This window comes from uncultured Microbacterium sp. (assembly GCF_964244775.1).
Taxonomy (GTDB): Bacteria; Actinomycetota; Actinomycetes; order Actinomycetales; family Microbacteriaceae; genus Microbacterium.
This window is the reverse complement of the sequence record NZ_CAXTJR010000007.1, coordinates 1-24,458: the sequence shown is the minus strand read 5'-3', so window position 1 is coordinate 24,458 and position 24,458 is coordinate 1. Positions and strand designations below refer to the sequence as shown.

21 protein-coding genes are annotated in these 24,458 nt (G+C 69.1%); 11 read left to right on the top strand and 10 right to left on the bottom strand.

Annotated features, from left to right (window positions below; all coding sequences use genetic code 11):
• Nucleotide 1 precedes the first annotated feature (1 nt).
• Together ACFE6Z_RS12105 and ACFE6Z_RS12100 are read right to left on the bottom strand one after the other, a co-directional pair.
• Nucleotides 2-1,075, bottom strand: coding sequence for an ABC transporter permease (locus tag ACFE6Z_RS12105; RefSeq protein ID WP_375385944.1), 1,074 nt, complete (start codon nt 1,073-1,075; stop codon nt 2-4).
• 95 nt (nt 1,076-1,170) lie between these two features.
• Nucleotides 1,171-2,805: an ABC transporter substrate-binding protein gene (locus tag ACFE6Z_RS12100; RefSeq protein ID WP_375385943.1), complete on the bottom strand. Its 1,635-nt coding sequence runs from the start codon at nt 2,803-2,805 to the stop codon at nt 1,171-1,173.
• A 266-nt stretch (nt 2,806-3,071) separates the two neighbouring features.
• Between ACFE6Z_RS12100 and ACFE6Z_RS12095 the strand changes: the two genes are divergently transcribed.
• The 4 genes from ACFE6Z_RS12095 (at nt 3,072) to ACFE6Z_RS12080 (ending at nt 6,753) form a co-directional block, all read left to right on the top strand.
• Nucleotides 3,072-4,049, top strand: coding sequence for an ABC transporter ATP-binding protein (locus tag ACFE6Z_RS12095; RefSeq protein WP_375385942.1), 978 nt, complete (start codon nt 3,072-3,074; stop codon nt 4,047-4,049).
• The gene (locus tag ACFE6Z_RS12090; RefSeq protein ID WP_375385941.1) at nt 4,046-4,867 is read left to right on the top strand and encodes an ABC transporter permease; all 822 of its coding nucleotides are present in this window, start codon (nt 4,046-4,048) and stop codon (nt 4,865-4,867) included. The genes ACFE6Z_RS12095 and ACFE6Z_RS12090 overlap by 4 nt, the downstream gene beginning before the upstream one ends.
• A 33-nt stretch (nt 4,868-4,900) precedes the next feature.
• The gene (locus ACFE6Z_RS12085; RefSeq protein WP_375385940.1) at nt 4,901-6,079 is read left to right on the top strand and encodes a sensor histidine kinase; all 1,179 of its coding nucleotides are present in this window, start codon (nt 4,901-4,903) and stop codon (nt 6,077-6,079) included.
• Between the two features lie 71 nt (nt 6,080-6,150).
• Complete coding sequence (locus tag ACFE6Z_RS12080; RefSeq protein ID WP_375386064.1) at nt 6,151-6,753, top strand: response regulator; 603 nt, start codon at nt 6,151-6,153, stop codon at nt 6,751-6,753.
• A gap of 7 nt (nt 6,754-6,760) precedes the next feature.
• Here the strand turns inward: ACFE6Z_RS12080 and ACFE6Z_RS12075 are convergent, their stop codons facing one another.
• The 5 genes from ACFE6Z_RS12075 to ACFE6Z_RS12055 all read right to left on the bottom strand — a co-directional run bounded on the left by ACFE6Z_RS12075 (nt 6,761) and on the right by ACFE6Z_RS12055 (nt 13,450).
• Nucleotides 6,761-7,159: a DUF779 domain-containing protein gene (locus ACFE6Z_RS12075; RefSeq protein WP_375385939.1), complete on the bottom strand. Its 399-nt coding sequence runs from the start codon at nt 7,157-7,159 to the stop codon at nt 6,761-6,763.
• 82 nt (nt 7,160-7,241) lie between these two features.
• Entirely contained in the window at nt 7,242-8,789 is a 1,548-nt protein-coding gene (locus ACFE6Z_RS12070) for an aldehyde dehydrogenase family protein (RefSeq protein WP_375385938.1), read from the bottom strand.
• Nucleotides 8,790-8,905: 116 nt separating this feature from the next.
• Entirely contained in the window at nt 8,906-10,228 is a 1,323-nt protein-coding gene (locus tag ACFE6Z_RS12065; RefSeq protein WP_375385937.1) for a GAF domain-containing protein, read from the bottom strand.
• A 73-nt stretch (nt 10,229-10,301) separates the two neighbouring features.
• Complete coding sequence (locus tag ACFE6Z_RS12060) at nt 10,302-11,747, bottom strand: CCA tRNA nucleotidyltransferase (RefSeq protein WP_375385936.1); 1,446 nt, start codon at nt 11,745-11,747, stop codon at nt 10,302-10,304.
• Between the two features lie 164 nt (nt 11,748-11,911).
• Complete coding sequence (locus tag ACFE6Z_RS12055; protein WP_375385935.1) at nt 11,912-13,450, bottom strand: methyltransferase; 1,539 nt, start codon at nt 13,448-13,450, stop codon at nt 11,912-11,914.
• A gap of 228 nt (nt 13,451-13,678) precedes the next feature.
• On the opposite strand from ACFE6Z_RS12055, the gene ACFE6Z_RS12050 reads away from it, so the two are divergent.
• From ACFE6Z_RS12050 to ACFE6Z_RS12030, 5 genes are all read left to right on the top strand, one after another.
• Nucleotides 13,679-15,847, top strand: coding sequence for a DUF6049 family protein (locus tag ACFE6Z_RS12050; protein ID WP_375385934.1), 2,169 nt, complete (start codon nt 13,679-13,681; stop codon nt 15,845-15,847).
• Nucleotides 15,844-17,445 (top strand): murein biosynthesis integral membrane protein MurJ, encoded by a 1,602-nt coding sequence (murJ, locus tag ACFE6Z_RS12045; protein WP_375385933.1) that lies wholly within the window; start codon nt 15,844-15,846, stop codon nt 17,443-17,445. Before ACFE6Z_RS12050 ends, murJ begins: the two co-directional genes overlap by 4 nt.
• Nucleotides 17,446-17,553: 108 nt before the next feature.
• Complete coding sequence (gene trxB / locus ACFE6Z_RS12040; protein WP_375385932.1) at nt 17,554-18,540, top strand: thioredoxin-disulfide reductase; 987 nt, start codon at nt 17,554-17,556, stop codon at nt 18,538-18,540.
• 82 nt (nt 18,541-18,622) lie between these two features.
• Entirely contained in the window at nt 18,623-18,946 is a 324-nt protein-coding gene (gene trxA, locus ACFE6Z_RS12035; protein WP_375385931.1) for a thioredoxin, read from the top strand.
• A gap of 218 nt (nt 18,947-19,164) precedes the next feature.
• Nucleotides 19,165-19,581: a YciI family protein gene (locus ACFE6Z_RS12030; RefSeq protein WP_375385930.1), complete on the top strand. Its 417-nt coding sequence runs from the start codon at nt 19,165-19,167 to the stop codon at nt 19,579-19,581.
• A gap of 17 nt (nt 19,582-19,598) precedes the next feature.
• Here ACFE6Z_RS12030 and ACFE6Z_RS12025 read toward each other — a convergent pair whose 3' ends face one another.
• Nucleotides 19,599-19,946, bottom strand: coding sequence for a tryptophan synthase subunit alpha (locus tag ACFE6Z_RS12025; RefSeq protein ID WP_375385929.1), 348 nt, complete (start codon nt 19,944-19,946; stop codon nt 19,599-19,601).
• 59 nt (nt 19,947-20,005) lie between these two features.
• On the opposite strand from ACFE6Z_RS12025, the gene ACFE6Z_RS12020 reads away from it, so the two are divergent.
• Nucleotides 20,006-21,322, top strand: a complete 1,317-nt coding sequence (locus ACFE6Z_RS12020; protein ID WP_375385928.1) for an RNA polymerase sigma factor — start codon at nt 20,006-20,008, stop codon at nt 21,320-21,322.
• Nucleotides 21,323-21,535: 213 nt separating this feature from the next.
• Nucleotides 21,536-21,949, top strand: a complete 414-nt coding sequence (locus ACFE6Z_RS12015) for a hypothetical protein (RefSeq protein ID WP_375385927.1) — start codon at nt 21,536-21,538, stop codon at nt 21,947-21,949.
• Between the two features lie 66 nt (nt 21,950-22,015).
• Here ACFE6Z_RS12015 and ACFE6Z_RS12010 read toward each other — a convergent pair whose 3' ends face one another.
• Complete coding sequence (locus ACFE6Z_RS12010) at nt 22,016-23,002, bottom strand: ParB/RepB/Spo0J family partition protein (RefSeq protein WP_375385926.1); 987 nt, start codon at nt 23,000-23,002, stop codon at nt 22,016-22,018.
• A complete protein-coding gene (locus ACFE6Z_RS12005) occupies nt 23,002-23,973 on the bottom strand; it encodes a ParA family protein (protein ID WP_375385925.1) in 972 nt (323 codons plus the stop codon). Before ACFE6Z_RS12005 ends, ACFE6Z_RS12010 begins: the two co-directional genes overlap by 1 nt.
• Nucleotides 23,974-24,458: the final 485 nt, after the last annotated feature.

Sequence of the window (24,458 nt, the reverse complement as noted above, 5' to 3'; positions counted from 1 at the left end):
GTCAGTACCTCACCCTCGGGTCGATGAGCGCCGCGATCACGTCGACGATGAAGTTGGTGAGGGCGACGATCACGGCGATCATCACGACGATGCCCTGCACCGCGACGAAGTCTCGGGCTTTCAGGTAGTCCGACAGCATGAAGCCGATCCCCTTCCATTCGAAGGCGCTCTCGGTGAGCACGGCACCCGCCAGCAGGAGCCCCACCTGCAGGCCGATCACCGTGATGATCGGGATGAGGGCGGGGCGGTAGGCGTGGGTGGTGACGAGACGGAAGTTGCGGACGCCGCGCGACCGGGCGGAGGTGACGTACTGCGCGTCGAGCGTGCTGATCACGTTCGTGCGCACGAGGCGCAGGAAGATGCCCGCCGTGAGCAGGCCGAGGGCGAGGCCGGGGAGTACGGCGTGCCAGAGCACGTCGCCGATGGCGGCGGGGTCGCCGAGGCGGATCGCGTCGATGAGATAGATGCCGGATGGCGCGTCGAGCCCCTGCAGCTTCAGCTCGGTGCGGGTGGATGCCCTGCCGGCGACAGGCAGCACCTGCAGCCACACCGAGAAGACGAGCTTGAGCAGGAGGGCGACGAAGAAGATGGGGGTGGCGTACGCGAGGATCGCCGTGATGCGGAGCACCGCATCCTGCCAGCGGTCGCGACGGTAGGCCGCGATGAGCCCGAACGGGATGCCGACGATGAAGGCGACGATGAGCGCGTAGAACGCCAGCTCGAGGGTCGCACTGCCGTAGGTGAGCAGGATCTGGGTCACCGGACGGTTGTCGGTGATCGTGGTGCCGAAGTCGCCGCGGAGGATGCCGCCGAGGTACTCGAGGTACTGGACGATGATGGGCCGGTCGTAACCGGCCGCATGGATGCGCTCGGCCAGCTGGTCGGGGGGAAGGCGGCCGCCCTGGGCCGCGGTGATCGGATCGCCCGTCAGGCGCATCAGCAGGAAGACGAGCGTCACCAGGATGAAGACCGTCGGGATGATCAGCAGCAGCCGCACCGCGATGTATCGCCAGAGACCGCCGCGGGTTGCGGTGACGGGTTTCGCGGAGACGGGATCGTCGATCGCAGTGACCATGGGGAGACCTTACTCAGCCGCGTGCGCGTACGGGGGCCGGTTCCGAAACGGGAACCGGCCCCCGGCCGCGCGATGCACTGCTTCTAGTGGATCGACTACTTGTGGATCGGCGCGTAGCGGAACTTGAACGAGCCGTCGAGCACTGCGCCCTGCACATCGGCACCCACCACGGCGACCTGCTTGCCCTGGAGGAGCGGAAGCGTCGACAGATCCGCGGCCACGAGGTCTTGGATCTTACCGATCGTGGCCGCCCGCGCTGTCGCGTCGGTCTCGCTCGCCTGCTCGGTGATCAGCTGCTGGACCTCTGGGTTCGCGTAGTGATTCGCGAGGAAGTTCTTCTCGGCGAAGAACGGGGCCAAGTAGTTGTCGGCATCCGAGTAGTCGGGGAACCAGCCGAGCTGGTACTCGGGGTACGCGTCTGCCACACGTTCCTTGGAATACGTGACGTACTCCGTCTGGGCGAGGTTGACGGTGAACAGCCCGCCGGTCTCGAGCTGCGTCTTGATCGCCGCGTACTCATCGGCGGACGACGGGCCGTAGTGGTCACCGTTGTACTGCAGGTTGAGCACGACGGGGGTCGTGACGCCGGCGGCCGCGAGGACTGCCTTCGCCTTGTCGAGGTCAGGGCCGCCGTTGCCGTCGCCGTAAAGGCCCTCGAGGGCGGTGTTGGCTCCGGTGAGGCCCTGGGGCACGTACGAGTAGAGCGGGGAGAAGGTGTCTTTATAGACGTCCTTCGCGATCGCGGCGCGGTCGACGAGGTCGGCGGCTGCCTGACGGACGGCCAGCGACTTGGCCGGGTCGGCCTCGGGCGTCGATGCGCCGAACGGCATCGTGTTGAAGTTGAACACGATGTAGCGGATCTCGCCGCCAGGACCGTCGACGACCTTGACGTCCTTGTTGGTGGCCAGGTCTGCGATGTCGGTCGCGCTGAAGCTGCGGAACGCAGTGTCGATCGCCCCTGTCGAGACGTCGAGCTTGAGGTTCGACGAGTCGGCGTAGTACTTGGCGGTGACTCCTGCGTTCTCGGCGGCACCGAGGTTGCCCTGGTAGTCGGCGTACGGCTTGTACGAGATGAGTTCGTTCACCTTGTACGAGTCGATGACGTACTGGCCGGCGAACGCGTTGCCCTTCACGATGTCGTCGTCGGGGGTCACCGCGTCGGCGGCGAAGACCTCTTCATCGACGATCGGAGCGGCGGGGCTCGACAGGATCTGGGGCCAGACCTGGTCGTTGGCCTTCTTCAGCGTGAAGACGACGGTCGTGTCGTCGGGCGCGGCCACGCTGTCGAGGTTGCCCAGAAGCGACGAGGGGCCGTTCGGGTCGGCGATCGCGACCTGGCGGTCGAACGAGAACTTGACGTCTGACGAGGTCAGGTCGTGGCCGTTTGCGAACTTCAGGCCGGACTTGAGCTTCACCGTGTACTCGGTGGGCGAGGTGAACTCGGCCGACTCGGCGATGTCGGGGGTGACATCGGCCGTGCCGTACTTGCTGTTGAGCAGGAACGGGTAGACCTGGTTCATGACGGCGAACGAGCCGTTGTCGTACGAGCCGGCCGGGTCGATCGAGGTGATCTTGTCGGTGGTGCCGACGATGATCGGATCGCCGGACGCGCCGCCGTCGGACGAGGTACCGCCGCCGCCACCGGCGCAGCCGGCGAGGAGGACGGCCGAGGCGCCGAGCGCCCCGATGGCGAGGCCGAGACGGCCGCGCCCAGTGTGGTGCAGTGACATAGTGCAACCTCTGCTGTGAAGGAGTCGGCGGCGTCGGGAAGGCGCAGCCCTCCGGCTATCATTCCTGCGACGTGCATTCCGGCCAAACGCTTACGGGTTTCGTAACGAGACCGAAACTCTCGGATTGCTGCGTCGGATGCTCGGGCCACGAGCACATCGCTCACCTCGGGCACGCGCGGGCGAGAAGTATGTCCATGACGAATGTCACCCCCAGGTCGTGACGCACGGGCCGGGCATCGCGTCCCGATGGGCGGGAGCATGAAGCCATGGACACCACGCCCGCACCACTGAAGACGCCCCCCTCCGCCGGTCACGGCCCCTCCGCTGTCGCCGCCTCGGGCCTCGTCAAGAGCTTCGGGTCGGTCAAGGCCGTCACCGGCGTCGACCTGCACGTCGCCCAGGGCGAGATCGTCGCCTTCCTCGGCCCGAACGGTGCAGGCAAGACCACGACGATCGACATGCTCCTGGGCCTCTCGGCCCCGGACGGCGGCACGGTCGAGGTGTTCGGCGAGTCGCCGCGCTCCGCGATCGCCCACGGCCTGGTTTCGGCCGTGCTGCAGACCGGCGGGCTGCTCAAAGACATCTCGGTGCGCGAGACGCTGGATCTGACCGCGAGCCTGTTCGCCGACACCCGGCCGGTCGCGGAGGTCATGGAGCGGGCAGGAATCACCGAAGTCGCCGACCGGCGGGTGGGCCTCTGCTCGGGCGGTCAGCAGCAGCGCCTCCGGTTCGCGATGGCGCTCCTGTCCGACCCCGGTCTCTTGATCCTCGACGAGCCCACGACCGGCATGGACGTCGAAGGCCGTCGCTCGTTCTGGAACGCCATCCGCGCCGACGCGGCGCGCGGTCGCACGGTGCTGTTCGCCACGCACTATCTCGAAGAGGCCGACGAGTACGCCGACCGCATCGTGCTGATGAGCCGCGGACGCATCGTCGCGGACGGCACCACAGCATCCATCAAGAATCTGGTCTCCGGACGCGTCGTGCGGGCCACCCTCCCCGGCGCAGATCAGCTCGGGCTCGGAGCGATGCCGGGCGTCGACCAGGTCGAGCTCAAGGGCGACCGGGTCGTGATCCACACGAAAGACTCCGACACCCTCGTCCGCCACCTCCTCACGCAGACCCCTGCGCACGACGTCGAGGTCACCGCGCAGAATCTCGAGAGCGTGTTCCTCGCGCTGACATCGGATGCTCCGCCATCCGTTTCCGCTGAATCCACCACTCCCGAAGGGTACCGGTCATGACCGCTCCAGCCACCACCGCGACCGACCGCGTCGCGCTCGACCGTCGGGTGCTGCCCTTCGGCGGGTTCAACCTCACCTACCTCGGCATCGAGCTGAAACGGAAGCTCCGCAACCGCCGGACGCTCATCTTCACGATCCTCTTCCCGATCGTCATGTTCCTCATCATCGGCCTGCCCCTCAAGGACGAACCGCTCACGGCGACCCCGATCGCCCAGGGCGGTCCGTCGGTCGGCGCCTACATCATGGTGTCGATGGCGATGTACGGCGCCATGATGTCGGCCACCCAGACCGGTGCGGCCGTCGCCGTCGAACGCGCGCAGGGCTGGAGCCGGCAGCTGCGCCTCACCCCGCTCAATCCGTTCGTCAACGTGGTCATCAAGATGATCGCGGGCATGCTCATGGGGCTGTTCGCGGTGGTGGCGACCTTCGCGGCCGGCGCGATCTGCGGCATCCAGCTGTCGGTCCTGCAGTGGCTCTCGACGGGCCTCGTGGGCTGGATCCTCGCCGGTGCCGTGTTCACCGCGCTCGGCCTGCTGGTCGGTTACCTGGTTCCGGGTGAGAACGCGGCCCAGATCACGAGCCTCGCGATCGTGCTGTTCGCCTTCATCGGCGGGCTGTTCTACCCGGTCAGCGGAATGCCCGACTTCATGCAGACGATCGCCGCATTCACGCCCGTGTACGGCATCAGCCAGATCGCCCGCGCACCCCTCACCGGCGAATCAGTCGACCTGCTCTGGATCGTCAACGCCATCGTCTGGCTCGCGATCTTCGTCGCCGGCACGGCGTGGGCGTTCCGGCGCGACACGAAGCGCGTCTGACCGATGCCGGGCGGCGGTTCTAGGGTGAGGCACATGGATGCCGAGCTGCGCGATCGCCGAGATCGTGACGCCGGCCCGGACTGGCCTATCCGCCCGCCGTCCGTGGCCTCGACGCCGAGCGGCGGCTCGCTGCGCGAGCTGCTCTTCTCGCGCGGCGCCGTCAGCTGGTACACCGGCGGGGCGATCGCCACGATCTGGCTGGTGACCATCGCCCAGGACGTCGTCGCAGCCTCCGGCTCGGTCGCCTCCGCCGTCCTCGGCGTGGCGCTCGTCGTCGTGTTCGGACTCGCCTTCCTCGTCGGCGCACCGCTGGCGTGGTCGCTGCCGCGGCGAGGCCGCCTACTCGTGTGCGCCGGACTGCTCGCCCTGTCGTTCACGCTGTTCCCCTGGATCGGGTGGGGCGTGGTCGGCGCCTGGACCTATGTCGGAGTGCTCGTCGGCATGAGCGTGCTGCGGTGGGCGGTCACGTGGCCGGCGATCCTGGCGCTCGGCGCCGCGGCGCTACTGGCCGAGGGTTTCTCCTACGGCTGGAGCGAAGGCATCCTCTGGCTCCCCGCGATCATCGTCTCGATCTCGCTCATGATGGCCGCGTTCGCCCGCACCACGGCGGCGATGAACCAGCTGCGCGCGACGCAGTCGCAGCTGGAGAGCCTGGCCGTCGAGCGCGAGCGCAATCGCGTCGGCCGCGACCTGCACGACATCCTCGGGCACTCGCTCACCGTGATCACCGTCAAGGCAGAGCTCGCGGGCCGGCTCGTCGACGCCGATCCGGCACGGGCGCGCTCCGAGATCGCAGAGGTCGAGGGCCTGGCGCGAGGCGCGCTCGCCGACGTGCGGGCGACAGTCGCCGGATTCCGCGGAGTGAACATCAGCGGCGAGCTGGCCGCGGCCCGTTCGGCGCTGGATGCGGCGGGCATCGAGCCCGACCTGCCGTCATCGACCGACAGCATCCCCTCCTCGCATCGCGAACTGGCCGGCTGGGTGGTCCGCGAGGGCGTGACCAACGTCGTCCGGCATTCGCACGCGCACCTCTGCCGCGTCACGCTCGGCCCGCGCGAGATCGAGATCGCCGACGACGGCGTCGGGCCGAGCACCAGTGCGGGGTCATCCACCGGACTCGCCGGCCTGCGCGAGCGCGTCGAGGCCGCGGGCGCCCGCATGACCGTCGGTCGCAGCGACCTCGGCGGCTTCAGCCTGCGGGTGTCGCTGTGAGTGCAGGATCGGATGCTGCGGCCACCGGTGGCGCGTCCTCCGGTGGCGCGTCCTCCGGGAGCGCAGCATCCATCCGCCTTCTCATCGCCGATGACCAGGCCCTCGTCCGCGGCGCGCTGTCAGCGCTCCTCGGGCTCGAGCCCGACATCGAGGTCGTCGCCGAGGTCGGGCGCGGCGACGAGGTGCGCGCCGCCGCACTCGCCGCTCGCGCCGACGTCGCGATGCTCGACATCGAGATGCCCGGCATCGACGGGATCGCCGCGGCGGCCGAGCTGCGCGCCGCCATGCCCGCGTGCCGGGTGATCATCGTGACGACCTTCGGCCGCCCCGGGTACCTCAAGCGAGCCATGCAGGCCGGCGCGGCGGGCTTCGTCGTCAAGGACACCCCGGCGACGGAGCTCGCGGATGCTGTCCGCCGCGTGCATCGCGGGCTTCGCGTGGTCGACCCCACGTTGGCGGCGACCTCACTCGCTCAGGGCGATTCGCCGCTCACCGAGCGCGAGACCGACGTGCTGGAGGCCGCGCGCACCGGCGGTTCGATCGCCGACATCGCGCGCATCCTTCACCTGTCGGAGGGCACGGTGCGCAATCACCTGTCGAGCGCGATCGGCAAGACCGCCGGGCGCAACCGCGCCGACGCCGCGCGCATAGCCGAGCAGAACGGCTGGCTGTAGGGGCCGCTCAGACCTCCGGCCCGAGGCCGAAGTATTCCAGCTCGGCGGAGTTCAGCATCCTCGATCTGATGATGAAGCGGTGACCGGTCGGCCCTTCCACCGAGAAGCCGGCGCCGCGCCCCGGGACCTCGTCGATCGTGATGTGCGTGTACTTCCAGTATTCGAACTGGGCCTCGGAGATGAAGACCTCGATCGGGCCGAGTCCGGGCACCTCGAGGGTGCCCAGGTGCACGTCGCTCGGCCCGGTGATGAACATGCCGACGGGGTAGCACATGGGTGCGCTGCCGTCGCAGCATCCGCCCGACTGATGGAACATGAGCGGCCCGTACGTGACGGTGAGTTCGCGCAGGAGCTCGCCCGCCGCCTCCGTGACGTCGACGCGTTGGTAGGTGCCGATCGAGACCATCTGTTTCCCTCCTCTGTGCATTTCCCGTGACTCCCCCCGCGAGTTCCACCCCGCGAGGGGAGACGGTGACCGGTGCGCCGGTTTAGAAGAAGCCCATCGGGCCCTCGGCGTACGACACCAGCAGGTTCTTCGTCTGCTGGTAGTGGTCGAGCATCTTCAGGTGGTTCTCGCGGCCGATGCCCGACTGCTTGTAGCCGCCGAACGCCGCGTGCGCGGGGTACTGGTGGTACGTGTTCGTCCAGACGCGGCCGGCTTGGATCGCCCGGCCCGCGCGGTACGCGGTGTTCATATCGCGGCTCCACACGCCGGCGCCGAGGCCGTACAGCGTGTCGTTGGCGATCGAGATTGCGTCGTCGAAGTCGTTGAACGACGTGACCGACAGCACCGGTCCGAAGATCTCCTCCTGGAAGATCCGCATGTCGTTCGTGCCCTCGAAGATCGTCGGCTGTACGTAGTAACCCTCGCTGAGGTCTCCGCCGAGGTCGACGCGATCGCCGCCGATCAAGAGCTTGGCCCCACCCTGTTTGCCGATGTCGATGTAGCTCAGGATCTTCTCGAGCTGATCGTTGGACGCCTGCGCGCCGATCATCGTCGCGGGGTCGAGCGGGTTGCCCTGTGTGATGGCCTTGACGCGCTCGATGCCGTCACCCAGCAGCTGGTCGTAGATCGACCGCTGGATGAGGGCGCGCGACGGGCACGTGCAGACCTCGCCGTTGTTCAACGCGAAGAACGAGAAGCCCTCCAGTGCCTTGTCGTAGAACGAGTCGTTGCCCCGGGCGACGTCTTCGAAGAAGACGTTCGGGCTCTTGCCACCGAGCTCGAGGGTGACCGGGATCAGGTTCTGCGACGCGTACTGCATGATCAGGCGCCCGGTGGTGGTCTCTCCGGTGAACGCGATCTTGCGGATCTTGTTGTGCGAGGCCAGCGGTGCCCCGGCCTCGATGCCGAAGCCGGTGACGATGTTCAGGACTCGCGGCGGGATCAGGTCGCCGATGATGTCGATCAGGAACAGGATCGACGCCGGCGTCTGCTCGGCGGGCTTGAGCACGATGCAGTTGCCTGCGGCGAGCGCGGGTGCGAGCTTCCAGACCGCCATGAGGATGGGAAAGTTCCAGGGGATGATCTGGCCCACCACACCGAGCGGTTCCTGGAAGTGGTAGGCGACCGTGTCTTCGTCGAGCTGCGATATGCCGCCCTCCTGTGCACGGAGCACGCCGGCGAAGTAGCGGAAGTGGTCGATCGCGAGCGGGATGTCGGCGGCCAGGGTCTCGCGGACCGGCTTGCCGTTCTCCCACGTCTCGGCGACGGCGATCTTCTCGAGGTTCGCCTCCATGCGGTCGGCGATCTTCAGCAGTACGTTGCTGCGCTCGGTGGGACTCGTCTTTCCCCACGTCGCGAACGCCTCCCACGCGGCATCCACTGCGCGGTCGATGTCTTCGACTGTCCCGCGACCGACCTCGGTGAAGGTCTTGCCGGTGACCGGCGACGGATTCTCCAACCACTGGCCCTTCACCGGGTCGACGAACTCGCCGGCGATGTAGTGGCCGTAGCGCGGGCGGTAGTCGGCGACCGCGCCCCGGGTGTTGGGTGCTGCGTAGACGCTCGAGACGCCCTCTTCGACGATGGTCATGCTGTCTCCTTCGACGGGTCATGAAGCGCGACTGGCGGTGTCGCGCGGATGCTCGGACGCTACGCCGCAGGACGTTGCATCGCGTTGCACTCGTAGCTGCGGGGGCGAAACGCGGCTCACGCCTCGAGGCGCTCGATCCGCGCGACGAGGCCCGCGCGACGCGGGGAACGCGCGGGCAGCATCTCGAGGCACAGGCGCAGCAGCTCGACATCGTCGGCACCTTCGGCCGTGTCGGCGAAAGCGACGAGCACGTCGACGCCCGCCTCGGCCATGAGCGCTTCGCGCAGCGCCGTGCGCACCGTCTCGCGCAGCTGCTCGACGCCCGGGGCGACCGAGTCAGGCAGCACCGGGCCCCGGTACGCAGCGAGCGCGACGCGGTGGGCGCCGCGATCCAGGAGCGAGATCACGTTCTGCGCGTCGGTCTCGAGCGCAACGGTGAGCCGGTAGGGACGGGATGTCGGCACAAGTTGTGGCGCCACCCGCTCCAGCACCTTCCGGAGGCGCACGAGCTCGGGTCGCAGGGTGTCGGCCGCGCCGGGTTCGCCGTAGACCAGCTCGCCGAGATGCTCGGCCGAGAGCCCGTGCGGGTGCGTCGCGAGCATGAGGAGGATCTCGGCATGGCGGGCGGTGAGCTCGATCACCGTCTCGCTGCCCTCGCCGGCCGCTTCGAGCTGCGCCCGGTCTCGTCCGAGCACGCGCAGGGTCGCCCGCGCCGCGACCGGGCGACTCGGTCCGCGGCGTCGTGCGGGAAGCGTCTGGGAGCGCGACCTCAGCCGAGCCACCAGGAGCTCACCCTCGATCGCCCGGGCCGTGGCATCCACGAGCATCTGCGCCTGCGGGGTGACCGCCTCGACACCGCCGGTCACGTCGATCACACCGACGATGCGCCGCGTCTCGGGGTCGTGCACCGGCGCGGCGGTGCACGACCACGGCGCGACGAGCCGGTTGAAGTGCTCGGCGCCGCGGATCTGCACCGATCGATCGAGGGTGAGGGCAGTGCCGGGGGCAGAGGTGCCCACCGCCTGCTCCGACCAGTTCGACCCCGCCACGAACCCCATGTCGTCGGTCAGTGACCGCAGGTGCCGGTCGCCCTCGACCCAGAGCAGCCGCCCGGCCGCGTCGCCGATCGCGACGATCACGCCCGACTCCTCGGCTTCGCCCGGAAGAAGGAGGGCACGCACCATGTCCATGACGCCGGCGAGGGGATGGGCGCGGCGGTAATCCTCGAGCTCGCGGATGCTCAGCTCCAGCCGCGGCGGACTCTCGGCGCCGACGAGACTGGCCAGAGATCGGCGCCACGATTCGCGCACGAGCGGGCGGACGTCGAGCAGACGCTGATCGGCGGGATTGCCCGATACGAGCTCTTCATGCGCGCGCTCGATGAGTAGACGCGATGTCTCGGGAGACACGTCGCGTCGCTGCGACCATGGCGATGACATCCGGGCTCCGATCGACGTCGGGGATGTGTGCTCCAGTGTAGGTCGGCGCGGCGCCGCGCGGGCGGGACAACGGTCATCCCCGCGCGGCCCACCAGTCGCGCAGGCGCTGCTCCGCGGCATCCGTTCCGAGCAGTCCCTCGTCCAGGCGCAGTTCGAGGAGGAACCGGTACGCGTCACCCACCTCGCGGCCCGGCGGAATGCCCAGCACCTCCTGGATGCGGTTGCCGTCGAGCTCGGGCCGCATGGCGTCGAGCTCCTCCTGCTCGCGCAGCTCGGCGATGCGCCGCTCGATGTCGTCGTACGCGCTGGACAGGGTCGCGGCCTTGCGCCGGTTGCGGGTGGTCACGTCGGCCCGGGTGAGGATGTGCAGGCGATCGAGCTCGGTACCGGCATCCCTGACGTACCGGCGCACCGCCGAGTCTGTCCAGGCGCCCTCGGCATAGCCGAAGAACCGGAGGTGCAGCTCGATCAGCAGGCTGACAGCATCCGTCGTCGCGGAATCGAAGCGCAGGTCGCGCAGCCGCTTGCGCGCCATCCGTGCGCCCCGCACGTCGTGGTGGTGGAACGTGACGATGCCGCCGTGCTCGAGCTTGCGGGTGGACGGCTTGCCGATGTCGTGCAGCAGCGCCGCGAGCCGCAGCGTCACGTCGGGCGCTGCATCCGGGGTGCGTGCCCGCTCCAGCTCGATTGCCTGGCGCAGCACGGTGAGCGAGTGCTCGTACACGTCCTTGTGGTGGTGGTGCTCGTCGACCTCGAGGCGCAGAGCGGGGATCTCGGGCAGGAACTGCGCCATCAGCCCCGTCTCGACGAGCAGTCGGATGCCGCGCACGGGGTCATCGGTCTGCAGCAGGCGGATGAGCTCGCCCTGGATGCGCTCGGGGCTCACGATCTCGAGCGTCTCGCGCAGCTCGGCCATCGCGTCGACCGTCGCGGGGTCGACGTCGAACCCGAGCTGTGCCGCGAAGCGCGCGGCGCGCAGCATGCGCAGCGGGTCGTCGCCGAAGCTGACGGCGGGGTCGACGGGGGCGCGCAGGCGCCGTGCCAGCAGGTCTTCGACGCCGCCGGTCGGGTCGACCAGCGTGCGGCCGGGCACGCGCAGCGCCATGGCGTTGATCGTGAAGTCGCGGCGGACGAGGTCGGCCTCGAGCGTGTCGCCGAACTCGACGGTCGGCTTGCGCGTCGTGCCGTCGTAGCTGTCGGCGCGGTAGGTCGTGATCTCGACCTGCTCGGCGACGCCGGTCTCACTGTCGCGGATGCGCGCGCCGATCGTGCCGAACTCGCGACCGATGTCCCAGTGGGCGGTGCTGATCGGCACGACGATCCGCAGGATCTCGTCGGGGCGCGCGTCAGTCGTGAAGTCGAGGTCGTGCGTCGCCCGCCCGAGCAGCAGGTCGCGCACCGGCCCGCCGACGACCGCGAGGTCGTGGCCGGCTGCGGCGAACGCCCGGCCGAGGGCCGACACGACCGGCGAGCGGGTCAGCGCGTCCAGGCGCGCGATCCCGTCGGCCATGTTGATCACTCCCCGAGCCTACCGAGGCCGACCCCACCGCTCCCCGTCCGGGTGTGCTTCAACTCCGCCTCGACCTCGGCCGCCATGATCCGCCACACCGCAATTGCGGGGCTCTCGCCCTGCCCGGGGGCTACCGAGGAGGAGTTGTGACACGCTCGGCAACCGCACCTCGGTCAGGCGAAGGCGAGAAACCCGGTGAAGACGAGTTCCCGCACCTGGGGCAGCAGCTCCGCGCGCAACTCCACCGCGTCGACTTCGAGCAGCTGCGCGATCGCGTCGATCAGCGCCCCGACGGGCAGATCCCCGTCGCACGCGCCCACCAGGCCGGCCAGCCCGGGGTCGGCCGTCACGGTCCGGGCGAAGCCGCCGCCCTGACGAAGCTCGATCACGCGAGGATGCTCGGCCCCGGGCAGGTGGTGGCGCGCCTCGGTCACGTCGGTCGCGGTGATCAGCACGGCGCCGGCGAGCCCGGCATCGTCGAGCACCACGACCCGGTCGTGCGCGGCGAGCGAGGCGGCCAGGTGCGCGCCGAGCGGCGCATCCCCGAGCCCGCCGACCAGCCCCTCGTAGCGCGCGAGGGTCGGGCCGTCGCCCGACGGCGGCCGGCGCAGCAGCACGTAGCCGAAGCCGATGCGGGTGACCTCGCGCGCCGCGAAGTCGTCGAGCCAGGCATCCACCAGCGCCGCGAACGCGGGGGTGCCCGGCTGAGTACCCCCGTCGCGTACCCACAGCTCGGCGTAGGCGAGCGGGTCGATCGACTCGCGCTCGATGACCCAGGCATCCAGCGGCACCGGCGATGCCTCCACCCAGTGGCGCACCCGATCGAGCCCCTCCACGCCGGCACGCGTCTCCCAGTTGCCGAGCAGTTGCGCGACGCCGCCGGCCGCGAGGTGAGCCCCGACGTCGTGGATGACCGCCGCGACCAGGTCGTCACCCACCATGCCCGCATCGCGGTACTCGTACGCGGGCACGCCGGATGCGCGCGGCGTGATCACGAACGGCGGGTTCGACACGATCCGGTCGAAGGTCTCCACGCCGCCGGCCTGCGCACTCACCGGCTCGAACAGGCTCCCGAGTCGGGTCTCGATCCCGTCCACGCCGTTGAGCAGGGCGTTCAGGCGGGTGAAGCGCAGCGCGCGCTCCGAGATGTCGGTCGCCACGACCCGATCGACCATCCGACGCGCGCGCAGCGCCTGGATGCCGCATCCCGAGCCCACGTCCAGCCCGAACGCGGCGGGTGTGGGCAGCTGGAGCCCTGCGAGCGTGAGCGAGGCGCCACCGACCCCGAGCACGTGGTCTTCGGGCAACGCCGTGCCCAGCGCCCCCTCGTCGAGGTCGCTCGCGATCCACCATTCGCCGTCGCCGTGCTCATCGGCGAACGACTGCGGGCGCACGAGAACGAGAGGACGGATGCTGTCGCCTTCGCGCACCGCGACGCCCAGGCCCTCGATACCCGCCGTGCCGGCACGGGGCAGCGCCGCCGCGACGTCAGTCACCGGCTGTGCGATGCCCAGCACGAGGAGGCGGCCGAGGACCGCGAGCGCGTCCGCGCGGCCGTCGATCGACCGGAGGGCGGGCCCGCGCAGGCCGCGCGGGATGGCATCGTCGGCCTGCGCACCCCACGCGGCTCGCAGCGCCTGTGAAGCGAAGCCGGCGGCGCGCAGGTCGTCGGCGAGGAGTCGGCACAGCGCGGGGTCGGGTTCAGGCAGCACGACTCCATTCAACCGCCTCCGCAATGCACCCTCGGCGAGGGTGCATTGCGAGAACCGAGGGTGCATTGCGAGAACCGAGGGTGCATTGCGCGACCGCCGTCAGCGCCGTGCACCCTCACGCCCCGTCATGCACCCTCACCTCACGCGGCGCGCGCTCGGGGTGCTCGGAGGGTCGGACCGTAGAATCGCACCCGACCGTGCGGTCATGAATCGCACAGGAGCGCCTACATGACCGTCACCCCTGCCCGCACCCCCGCCCGCCCGCGCGCGCTCGCGTGGGCCCGGGGCGTCGGCGCCGTCGCGGCCGTCATCCTGCTGCTCGGATCCGGCGCGTGGGCCGCATCGGCCGCCGGAGGCCCCTCGATCGCCGAGGCCTCACCGTCGCCCACCCCCTCGGCCACTGGGCGGGTCGACCTCACTCTGTCGCCGGCAGCCAACGGCATCGTGCGCGCTGGCGACGGGCTGACAGCCTCGATGACGATAGAGAACGGCACACCCGCCACCCTGGCCGCCCCGCGCGTGACCCTGATTCTCGGCGACACCGCCCTGCCCGATCGCGCGGCGCTGACCTCATGGCTCGATTCCGCCGGCGGCGCCCCTGGCACACTGACCGCTATCGGCCAGGTCGACCTTCCCGCCGTCGACTCCGACTCGTCCGAGACCCGCACGCTCTCGGTCGCGTCGACCGACGCCGCCCTCGCGAACCGCGCACCGGGGGTCTATCCGCTGATCGCCTCGTACACGGACGCGTCCGGAACCGTCTCGTCCGCGAGCGCGATGATCGTTCCCGACGCCGCCGCGACGGCGACGGGCATCGGCGTCGTCGTCCCGATCACGGCGCCGGCGATCGGGGCCGGGCTGCTCTCGGCCGCCGAACTCACCGATCTGACCGCACCGGACGGTTCGCTCTCAAGCCAGCTCGACGCGGCCGCCGGCACGACGGCGATCCTCGCGGTCGACCCCGCCGTGCCCGCCGCGATCAGAGTGCTGGGAACGGCTGCACCGGCGCGCGCGCTGGCGTGGCTGGCGCGGCTCGAGTCACTGCCCAACTCGCGCTTCGCGCTGCAGTTCGGCGATGCCGATGTCGCCGCCCAGCTCGAAGCCGGGCTGCCTGCGCCGGAGAGCCCCACCTCGCTGCAGGCGTACATGTCGGCTCCCGACTTCGCGACGGCATCAGGCACGGCGTCAGGGACGGGGACGGGCTCGACCCCGTCCCCGACCTCGACAACGGGCCCCGACTACCCGTCCCTCGACGAGCTCCTCGACATCGGCGGCGGGCGCGCCGACATCTTCTGGCCCGCGGGAGGCACCACGACCGCCGGAGTGCTCGGCGCGCTCGCCGCGAACACCCCGCAATCGGTCACCCTCCTCCCCTCAGGCACGCTCGCCGCGGGTGCGACGGGGTCGACCGTGCCTGCCCACGCGACCGCCGACGGCGCCGACGTGCTGGCGTACGACAGCGACGTGTCGTCGGCGCTGCACGCAGCATCCCTGATCGACACCGCCGCCCTGCGTGGCGCACCCCTCACGGCGGCGACGGCCTACCTCGCGTTCGCCGCGAAGGATGCCGGGGGCCGGCCACTTCTGGTCACCGTCGACCGCGGGTCTGGCCGCTCGACCCTCGCCCTGAGCGCCGCGATCTCGGCCGCCCAGGCCCCGGGGCTCTCGGCGGTGGGGTTCGAGGCGCTCACGAACGCCCCCGCCCAGTCCACGGGGTCGGTCGTCTCCGCCGGCGAGCCGGTGAGGCCGGATGCCGCATCCACCCTCTTCGCCGGTGAGGCGCGTATCGCTCCGTTCGCGACGATCCTCGACGATCCGTCGGTGCTCACCGGTCGGCAGCGCGCCGAGGCGCTGCAGCTGCTCGGCAACGCGTGGCGCGACTCGCCGGATGACTGGCAGACCGCGCTGAGCGCGAACCAGACCGCGACGGCCGCGACGCTGGGCGCGGTCGGAATCCTCGCACCCACGACCATCCAGTTGCTCAGCCCGCAGACGCCGCTCCAGTTCTGGGTGCGCAACGACCTCCCCTACCCGGCGAACGTCGTCCTGCACGCGACCGGCGACGATCTTCGCGTCGACGTCCAACCGCAGACGACCGTGACCGGCGCGAGTCCGCGCAGCAACACCCGGGTCGAGGTGCCCCTCACCGCGCACGTGAGAAACGCCCAGATGAGCGTCGACCTGCAGTTGCGCAGCCCCACGGGCGAGCCGATCGGCACGCCCGAGCGCGCCGACATCACCGTCCGTGCCGACTGGGAGGGCATCGCGCTGACCTCACTCCTGGTCATCATCGGCGCACTCGTCGTCTTCGGCTTGGTCAGGACCATCCACCGCCGCCGGCGCGCGCGACGGGATGCTGCGACGGATGCTCGGACCGACCCCCCGAGAGCCTCATGAGCAGCATCGGCCGCGCGAGCGTCCTCATCGGCGCGGGCACCCTCCTGTCGCGCGTCACGGGAGTGCTGCGCTCTATCGTGCTGGTCGCGGCAATCGGCTCATTCGGGAAGGCGTCCGACGCGTTCACCGTCGCGACTACCCTGCCCAACTCGATCTTCGCGATCATCTCCACGGGCATCCTCACGGCGGTGATCGTGCCGCAGATCGTCCGCGTCAGCGCCGACCCCGACGGCGGCAGAGCCTTCATCTCGAAACTGTTCACCCTGGGCACCGTGGTGCTCATCGTCACCGCGGCGATCGCGACCGTCGCGTCGCCGTGGCTGGTGCAGCTGTATGCGCCGAACTTCACGGAGGCTCAGCTCGCGCTGGGCACCGCATTCGCGTACTGGTGCATGCCTCAGATCCTGTTCTACGGCCTGTACGCCCTCCTCGGCGAGACGCTCAACGCCCGCCGCATCTTCACGCCCTTCACCTGGGCGCCGATCGTGAACAACCTCGTCTCGATCGCCGGGTTCGTCCTGTTCATCGTGCTCTTCGGTGGTGACCGGTCCAGTGTCGACGGCTGGACTCCCGAGATGGTCGCCGTCCTCGCAGGTACCGCCACTCTCGGCATCGTGATCCAGGCCGGCGTGCTCATGCTCTTCTGGCGCCGGACCCGCATCCACGTGCGTCCCGACTTCCACTGGCGGGGCGTCGGTCTCAATCAGATCGGCCGGCTCGCCGGCTGGACGTTCCTCATGGTCATCGCCGGCCAGATCGCCGGGCTCGTCCAGTCGCGCGTCGTCTCTTCGGCATCGGGTGGCAACGCTGCGCAGTCGGTCATGGGCTACGCCTGGCTGATCTTCATGCTCCCCTACTCGATCATCGTGCTCTCGATCGGCACCACCTACTTCACGCAGCTGAGCGAGCACGCCGTCGCCGGGCGGCACGATGAGGTGCGCGGTGACATCGGGCGGAGCATCCGCACCCTCGGTGTCTTCCTCGTGGGCGGAACCGCCGCGCTCGCCGTCGCGGCGATCCCCGCGTCGCGCATCTTCACAAACGACCCAGCGGATGCCGTTGCCGCCGCCGCGGTGCTGCTCTGCTTCCTCGTGGCACTGGTGCCGCTGGCCGTGCTGTTCGTCGTGCAGCGGACCTTCTACGCCTACAACGACACCCGCACGCCGTTCTACTTCACAGTGATGCAGTGCGCGCTCGTCGTCGTCACCGCGTGGGTGGCCGCAGCGATCCTGCCGCCCGAGAACCTCGCGGCGGGCATCGCGCTCGGGCAGTCGTTCGCCAGCATCGTGCAGGTGATCGTCGCGACCTGGCTGTTGAACCGGCGACTGGGCGGCATCGCCGTGGGCGCGTGGATGCGAGCACTCGGCCGCTTCGTCATCGCCGCGCTGCCCGCAGCCGGTGCCGGCTGGCTGACGTTCGTGCTCTTGGGCGGGGTGGACGGCTGGATGCTCCAGAGCACGGTCCTTGCGGTCGTCGGGACGATCATCATCGGCGCCGTGAGCATGCTGGTGTACCTGGGGTTCCTCGCACTGCTGCGCACCCCCGAGCTCGAGCCCGCGCTCGACTTGGTGCGCCGCCGCCTCCCCGGTCGCCGCTGACCTGTCCCGCAATGCACCCTCGACCGTCGCAATGCACCCTCGACCTCGCGGGAATGCCGCGCGGTTACCATGTGTTGAAGCGTCTGTCACTCACCGAGGGGAACCGCAGTGCGTCAGGTCATCATCATCGGATCCGGTCCGGCAGGCTATACGGCCGCCGTCTACGCGGCGCGTGCCAACCTCCAGCCCCTCGTCGTGGCGAGTTCCGTCGAGGCGGGCGGTGAGCTCATGAACACCACCGAGGTCGAGAACTTCCCCGGCTTCCCGGACGGCATCCAGGGCCCTGAGCTCATGGAGAAGATGCAGGCGCAGGCCGAGAAGTTCGGTGCCGAGATCCTCTACGACGACGTGGTCGAGCTCGACCTCGATGGCGCCGTGAAGACCGTGAAGCTCGGCAGCGGCGCCGTGCACGAGGCATCCACTGTCATCTATGCGACGGGTTCCGCCTACCGCAAGCTCGGCTTGGCCGGCGAAGAGCGCCTGTCCGGTCGCGGCGTCTCGTGGTGTGCGACGTGCGACGGATTCTTCTTCCGCGAGAAGACGATCGCCGTCGTCGGCGGCGGCGACTCGGCGATGGAGGAGGCGACGTTCCTCACGCGCTTCGCGTCGAAGGTGTACGTCATCCACCGCAAGGATTCGTTGCGCGCCTCGAAGATCATGCAGGAGCGCGCGTTCGCGAACGACAAGATCGAGTTCATCTGGAACAGCGAAGTCGCCGACATCCTCGGTGAGGATGCGGTGAACGGCGTCGTCCTGCAGGACACCGTCGACGGATCCACCCGCGAGCTGCCGCTCGACGGACTGTTCGTCGCGATCGGCAACGACCCGCGTACGCACCTCGTGCACGGCAAGCTCGACCTCACGGCCGAGGGCACGATCTGGGTCGACGGTCGCTCGTCGCGCACGTCGCTGCCCGGTGTCTTCGCGGCGGGCGACGTCATCGACCCGACCTACCGCCAGGCGGCCACGGCCGCCGGCAGCGGCACCGTCGCTGCCCTCGACGCCGAGCACTTCCTGGCCGCTCTGGGCGAGGCCGGATTTCCCGCGATGAGCGACGACCAGATCGAGAACCTGGCCGGCGCAGACGCCGCCTGAGCGCCGCCTGTGAGCGCGGAACAATCCGCCACCATCCCCTGTTCTACCCGATGACCCCAGCTTCAGATCTAAGGAGAATGACATGACCGCCAAGGCAACGAATTCCAGCACGTGGGACCAGGACGTCCTGCAGGCGGAGGGGCCTGTGCTGGTCGACTTCTGGGCCGAGTGGTGCGGACCGTGTCGCATGGTCGCCCCGGTGCTCGACCAGATCCAGTCGGAGAACCCCGACAAGATCACGATCCTCAAGCTCAACGTCGACGAGAACCCCGACCTCGCGATGAAGTACCAGATCACCTCGATCCCCGCGATGAAGGTGTTCTCGGGCGGAGAGGTCAAGACCACGATCATCGGCGCCAAGCCGAAGTTCGCGCTCGAGAAGGACCTCGCCGACTTCATCGGCTAATCGCCCTGCGCGGCGATCGAGTAGCGAGCTCGCGACCACCACGCGGCGATCGAGTAGCGAGCTTGCGAGCGTATCGAGATCCGCCTGACTTACGAAGAACCCCCGAGGACGACATCCCTCGGGGGTTTTTTCGCGCAACTGTCGATCTCAGCCCCTGTCGTTCGACGTACAAGATGAAGGGGCCGCACCGAGCCCCGCCGACCGAGAGGAACACCCTGATGCGTTACATGCTGAACATGAATGTGCTGCCCGAGGCCGCCGCGGCCTCGCAAGACCTCGACATGGCGACGATCGTCGCTGCGATGGGCGCGTACAACGAGGAACTGCAGAATGCCGGCATCCTGCTGTCCGCCGAGGGTCTCTCCGACGCCTCGGAGGGCTTCCGCGTCGACTTCTCGTCGACTCCGCCGGTCGTCACAGACGGGCCGTTCGCCGAGGCCCGCGAGGTCTTCACCGGCTTCTGGATGCTCGAGGTCGCCACTCGCGAAGAGGCCGAGCATTGGGCCCGTAAGTGCCCGCTGGGCCCCGGCGTCTTCCTGGAAGTGCGGCGCGTGAACGAGATCTCAGACTTCGATCTGCCGTCCGACAACGAATGGCTCGTCAAGGAGCAGGAGTGGCGCGCCGCCCAGTCGTGACCGCCGTCCGGGCGCACCTACGACGCGTCAGCACGCACCACCGCATCCCAGCGGCGGTGCGTGTTGGCCTCGCCGAGCAGCCGCCAGACTGCGGGCGTCAGCGGCGGGTAGTCGAGGGCGATCTGTCGTAGCACTCGGTAGTGCCGCGCCGCACTCGGCTTGGCTCCGCCGTTCTCGATGATGTTGTCGGCACGGAGCATGAAGACGACCAGTTCATCCACGCTGGGCAGGTCTTCCATGAAGTCCCACGGGTCTTCGCCGTCACGGAGTCGCTCGTGGATGAGGGTCTGACGCTCATCGGATGCTTCTGCGCGGAGCACCTCGAGACTCGCTCGCCGTCTCGTGGTGTCGTCACGCCTCTCCATGAATCCAGCCTACGACGAGGTCCGGAACCGCGGCCGTCGGTCGCGAATACGCTGGGTGAATGAGCGAGGGCACCGCCTCTGGGCACCGCGCGGTCGGAGCCGACCCCGCCTCCGGGCACCGCGCGGTCGAGGCGGTGTGGCGAGCCGAGTCCGCGCGCATCGTCGCCGCGCTGACCCGCCATACGGGCGATTTCGCGTGGGCGGAAGACCTCGCCCAGGAGGCGCTGCTGGAAGCCCTCGCGAAGTGGCCGGGTTCCGGCATCCCCGATAATTCCGGTGCGTGGCTGCTGACCGTCGCCAAGCGCCGCGCGATCGACGGCTGGCGGCGGCGTGAGCGCATGAACGAGCGCGAGCCGCTCCTCGCCCACGATGTTGCTCTCGCGGAGCGGGAAGACCCCGTGGAGGCCCTGGGCGACCCAGACCGCATCGAGGATGACGTGCTGAGGCTCGTCTTCACCGCCTGTCACCCCATCCTGCCCGCGCAAGCGCGCCTGGCCGTCACCCTGCGAACGGTCGCCGGACTCACCACCGAGCAGATCGCGCGTGTGCTGCTCATGACCGTTCCGACGGTGCAGCAGCGGATCGTGCGGGCCAAACGCACGCTCAGCGACGCCCGCATTCCGTTCGAGGTCCCGGACCGCAGCGAGCGCCCCGCGCGGCTGGCCACCGTTCTTCAGGTCATCTACCTGCTGTTCACCGAGGGATACGCGGCCGCCGGGGGCCAGCATCCCATCCGCCCCGATGTCGCGCGCGAGGCGGTGCGTCTCGCGCGGCAGCTCGCGGCCCTCATGCCCCACGAGCGCGAGGTGCACGCACTCATCGCCCTCATGGAGTTCCAGTCGTCGCGCTTTGCAGCGCGCGTCGACGCCGAAGGGCTCCCGCTGACGATCGCCGAACAGGACAGACGCCGGTGGGACCGCTCGGCGATCGCCCGAGGTCGGGCCGCGCTGGCTCGCGCGACCGCCTCCGACCGCGGGTTGGCGTACTACGGACTGCAGGCGTCGATCGCGCAATGTCATGCGATCGCTCCCACCGCCGATGACACCGACTGGCCGCGCATCGTCGCGCTCTACGACGGTCTGGTCGCCCTCGCGCCTTCTCCAGTCATTCGGCTCAACCGTGCGGTGGCGGTCGCCATGGCGGATGGCCCCGATGCAGCCCTGGCGCTCGTCGACGAGCTGGACGACGAGCTCAGCGGCTTCCGCCCGTTCCACGCGGTGCGCGCCGAGCTGAGCGAGCGACGCGGAGACTCGGATGCTGCGGCCGCCGCCTTCGAACGCGCCGCCGCGCTTCCCGGTAACGAGGCGGAGACGGTCGTACTGCGCCGTCGCGCGGCCGCGCTTCGCCCAGCCCCCCGGCCGGCGGCCGTCGAGTAGCGCGCTCTGCCCCTGCCCGCGGAGGTCGAGTAGCGAGCTCTGCCACACCCCCGGCGGAGGTCGAGTAGCGAGCTCTGCGAGCGTATCGAGACCCGCCAAGCCCTCGGGTCAGACCGCGCCCAGGCTCACGAGCTCACCACATACCCAAGACAGGCGAGCCCCTGGCCTCTCCCCGCGGGGAGGACGCCAGATCGCTGATATAGATTGCAGACCATGCGATTTCGCGTGTTTGCGGCGACAGCGTTGCTGCTGGCCATCGCGGCACTCGCCGCGTGCGTCCCACCAGGGGTTGCCTGCCCAGCAATCGGGTATGTCTACATGTCCCCCGTGAAAGTCGAGATCAGCGCCGATCTCGTGGGCAACGGAACTGTGGCGGCATGCTTTGGCGCCGAATGCGAGCCAGCTGCGATCGCTCCCAGCAGGGATGGGGGCTGGGAGGTTCCCCCAGAACCGCCCTACGCAGCCGCCGACACCATCGGTCTATACCCCGGTGCCGGCATCCGAATCGTGATCGTCGACGGTTCGGGAGAAGTCGTGCGCGACGAATGGATCGAAATCCCCTACACCAGCACATCCAACGGCTCCTGCCCAGGACCCGTCGACTTCCATTCCGTCGCGGTGTCCTAATTACCATCCCGGCGGAGGTCGAGTAGCGAGCTCTGCGAGCGTATCGAGACCCGCCAAACCCTCGGGTCAGACCGCGCCGTACTCGGTCTCACCGATGGCGGCGAGGATGCGGTTTAGATCCTGAATTGTCGCGAAATCTATGCTGATCTGGCCTTTTCGAGCGCCCAGACTGATCCTGACCTTCGTGTCGAGGCGGTCGCCGAGCCGCTCCGCGACCTCATCGAGATGTGCGCGACGGGCGCCGCCCTTGGGCGCCGGTGAGCGCCGATCGGCAGCATCCGCTCCTTTTGCGGCTGCCTCGGCAGCGCGCACCGAGAGGTCTTCGTTCACGATCTTGTCCGACAGGCGCTGCATCGCATCCGGGTTGTCGAGCGACAGGATGGCCCGAGCGTGCCCCGCGCTGAGCACGCCCGCGGCGACCCGCTGCTGTACGGGAATGGGCAGCTTGAGGAGACGGATGGTGTTGCTGATCTGCGGACGCGAGCGTCCGATGCGCGTCGCGAGCTGCTCCTGGGTGATCCCGAAGTCTGCGAGCAACTGCTCATAGGCGGACGCCTCTTCAAGCGGATTCAGCTCGGATCGGTGCAGGTTCTCGAGAAGTGCGTCACGAAGGAGGTTTTCGTCGGCGGTGTCGCGGACAACGGCGGGGATCGATGTCAGGCCAGCCTCTCGCGCAGCCCGCGTGCGGCGCTCCCCCATGATGAGTTCGTAGGTGCCGTTCTCGGCCGCGCGGACGACGACCGGTTGCAGCACGCCGAACTCGCGAACGCTGTGCACGAGCTCGGCCAGGTCGTCGGCGTCGAAGTTCGTGCGAGGCTGCCGGGGGTTCGGGACGATGTCGTGGGGGTCGAGCTGCACGAGTCGAGCGCCGGGGACCGCGACGAGATCGTCGGTTGCGGCGGGAGCGGCCTCGTCGGGTTCGGACGCCGACGCGGATGGCGCGGGGCCTATCTGAGCGCCGGGGAAGAACACGTCGACCGGGCGGGCCTCATTCGGTTCCTGCGTCGGGATCAGGGCGCCGATGCCTCGTCCGAGGCCTGTTCGCTTCGCCATCAGGATTCTCCCTCACCGCGCTGGGCGGAGTCGGGCACCGCGGATGTGCTCCCGGTGCCGGTATTGTCACGGCGGATGATCTCGACGGCCGCCTCGCGATAGGCCACGGCTCCGGCCGACTGCCCATCGTAGGCGATGACCGTCTGACCGAAGCTCGGCGCCTCCGAGACCCGCACCGACCGCGGGATGACAGTCGAGAGGACCTCGGCTGGGAAGTGCTCCCGTACTTCGTCGGCGACCTGCTGTGCGAGGCGCGTGCGCCCGTCGTACATCGTGAGAAGGATCGTCGAGAGGTGGAGCTTCGGGTTCAGATGCTTCTGGATCATCCGCACCGTGCCGAGCAGCTGACTGAGCCCTTCAAGCGCGTAGTACTCGCACTGGATGGGGATGAATAGCTCCTGAGCAGCAGCGAATGCATTGATCGTGAGGAGACCCAGCGAAGGCGGGCAGTCGATCAGCACGAAGTCGAGGCGCTCATCAAGACTGCTCAAGTAGTCCTCGAGCGCTGTGCGCAGACGATACTCGCGCGCGACCTGGGTCACGAGCTCTATTTCAGCGCCGGCCAGATGGATTGTGCTCGGCGCGCAGAGGAGATTCGGTGACTCGGGACTCGCCTGAACGATGTCAGCGAGAGGGAACTCGTCGATCAGAACGTCGTAGATGCTCGGAACATCGGCGGTATGAGGAACTCCGAGAGCGGTTGATGCGTTTCCCTGCGGGTCAAGGTCGATGACCAGCACCCGCGCGCCGACTGAGACGAGAGCCGCGGCGATGTTCACGGCGCTGGTCGTCTTTCCGACGCCGCCCTTCTGATTCGACACTGTGAGTACGCGCGTACGGCCCGTGAATTCGACGTCGGCTGTCTCCAGCGCGCGGCGCCGGGCGGACAGATCGGCCAGTTCACGGGCGAGGGGAGTGTCGTCGTCGAGAGAGAAGGATGCTGCTGCACCCGTGGTCTCGGGATGTTCCACGTGAAACGCTCCGCTCACTCGCTCGGGGGACCTCCCTACTCTAGGCGAGGCCTTCACCACGTCGGTCGTCGTCGTGATGCAGACGCCTACTAACAGCCTCGCGCTCCGGCCGCCTGCGGTGCTCGAGTAGCGAGCTCGTGCCCCCTGCGGTGGTCGAGTAGCGAGCTTTGCGGCTCCCCTGCGGTGGTCGAGTAGCGAGCTCGCGGCTCCCCTGCGGTGGTCGAGTAGCGAGCTCGCGGCTCCCCTGCGGTGGTCGAGTAGCGAGCTTGCGAGCGTACCGAGACCACCCACGTTTCACGTGAAACATCCGGATCGACACACTCACCATCTCTCCCGCGGTTCTCGGTTGGCGAGCAGACGGCCCCTGCGGTGGTCGAGTAGCGAGCGCCCGACCCCCTGCGGTGGTCGAGTAGCGAGCTTGCGAGCGTACCGAGACAGTGAGGATGGTGTTGTGGATCTTCGGTGTTGGTTCTGACTTTTATCGA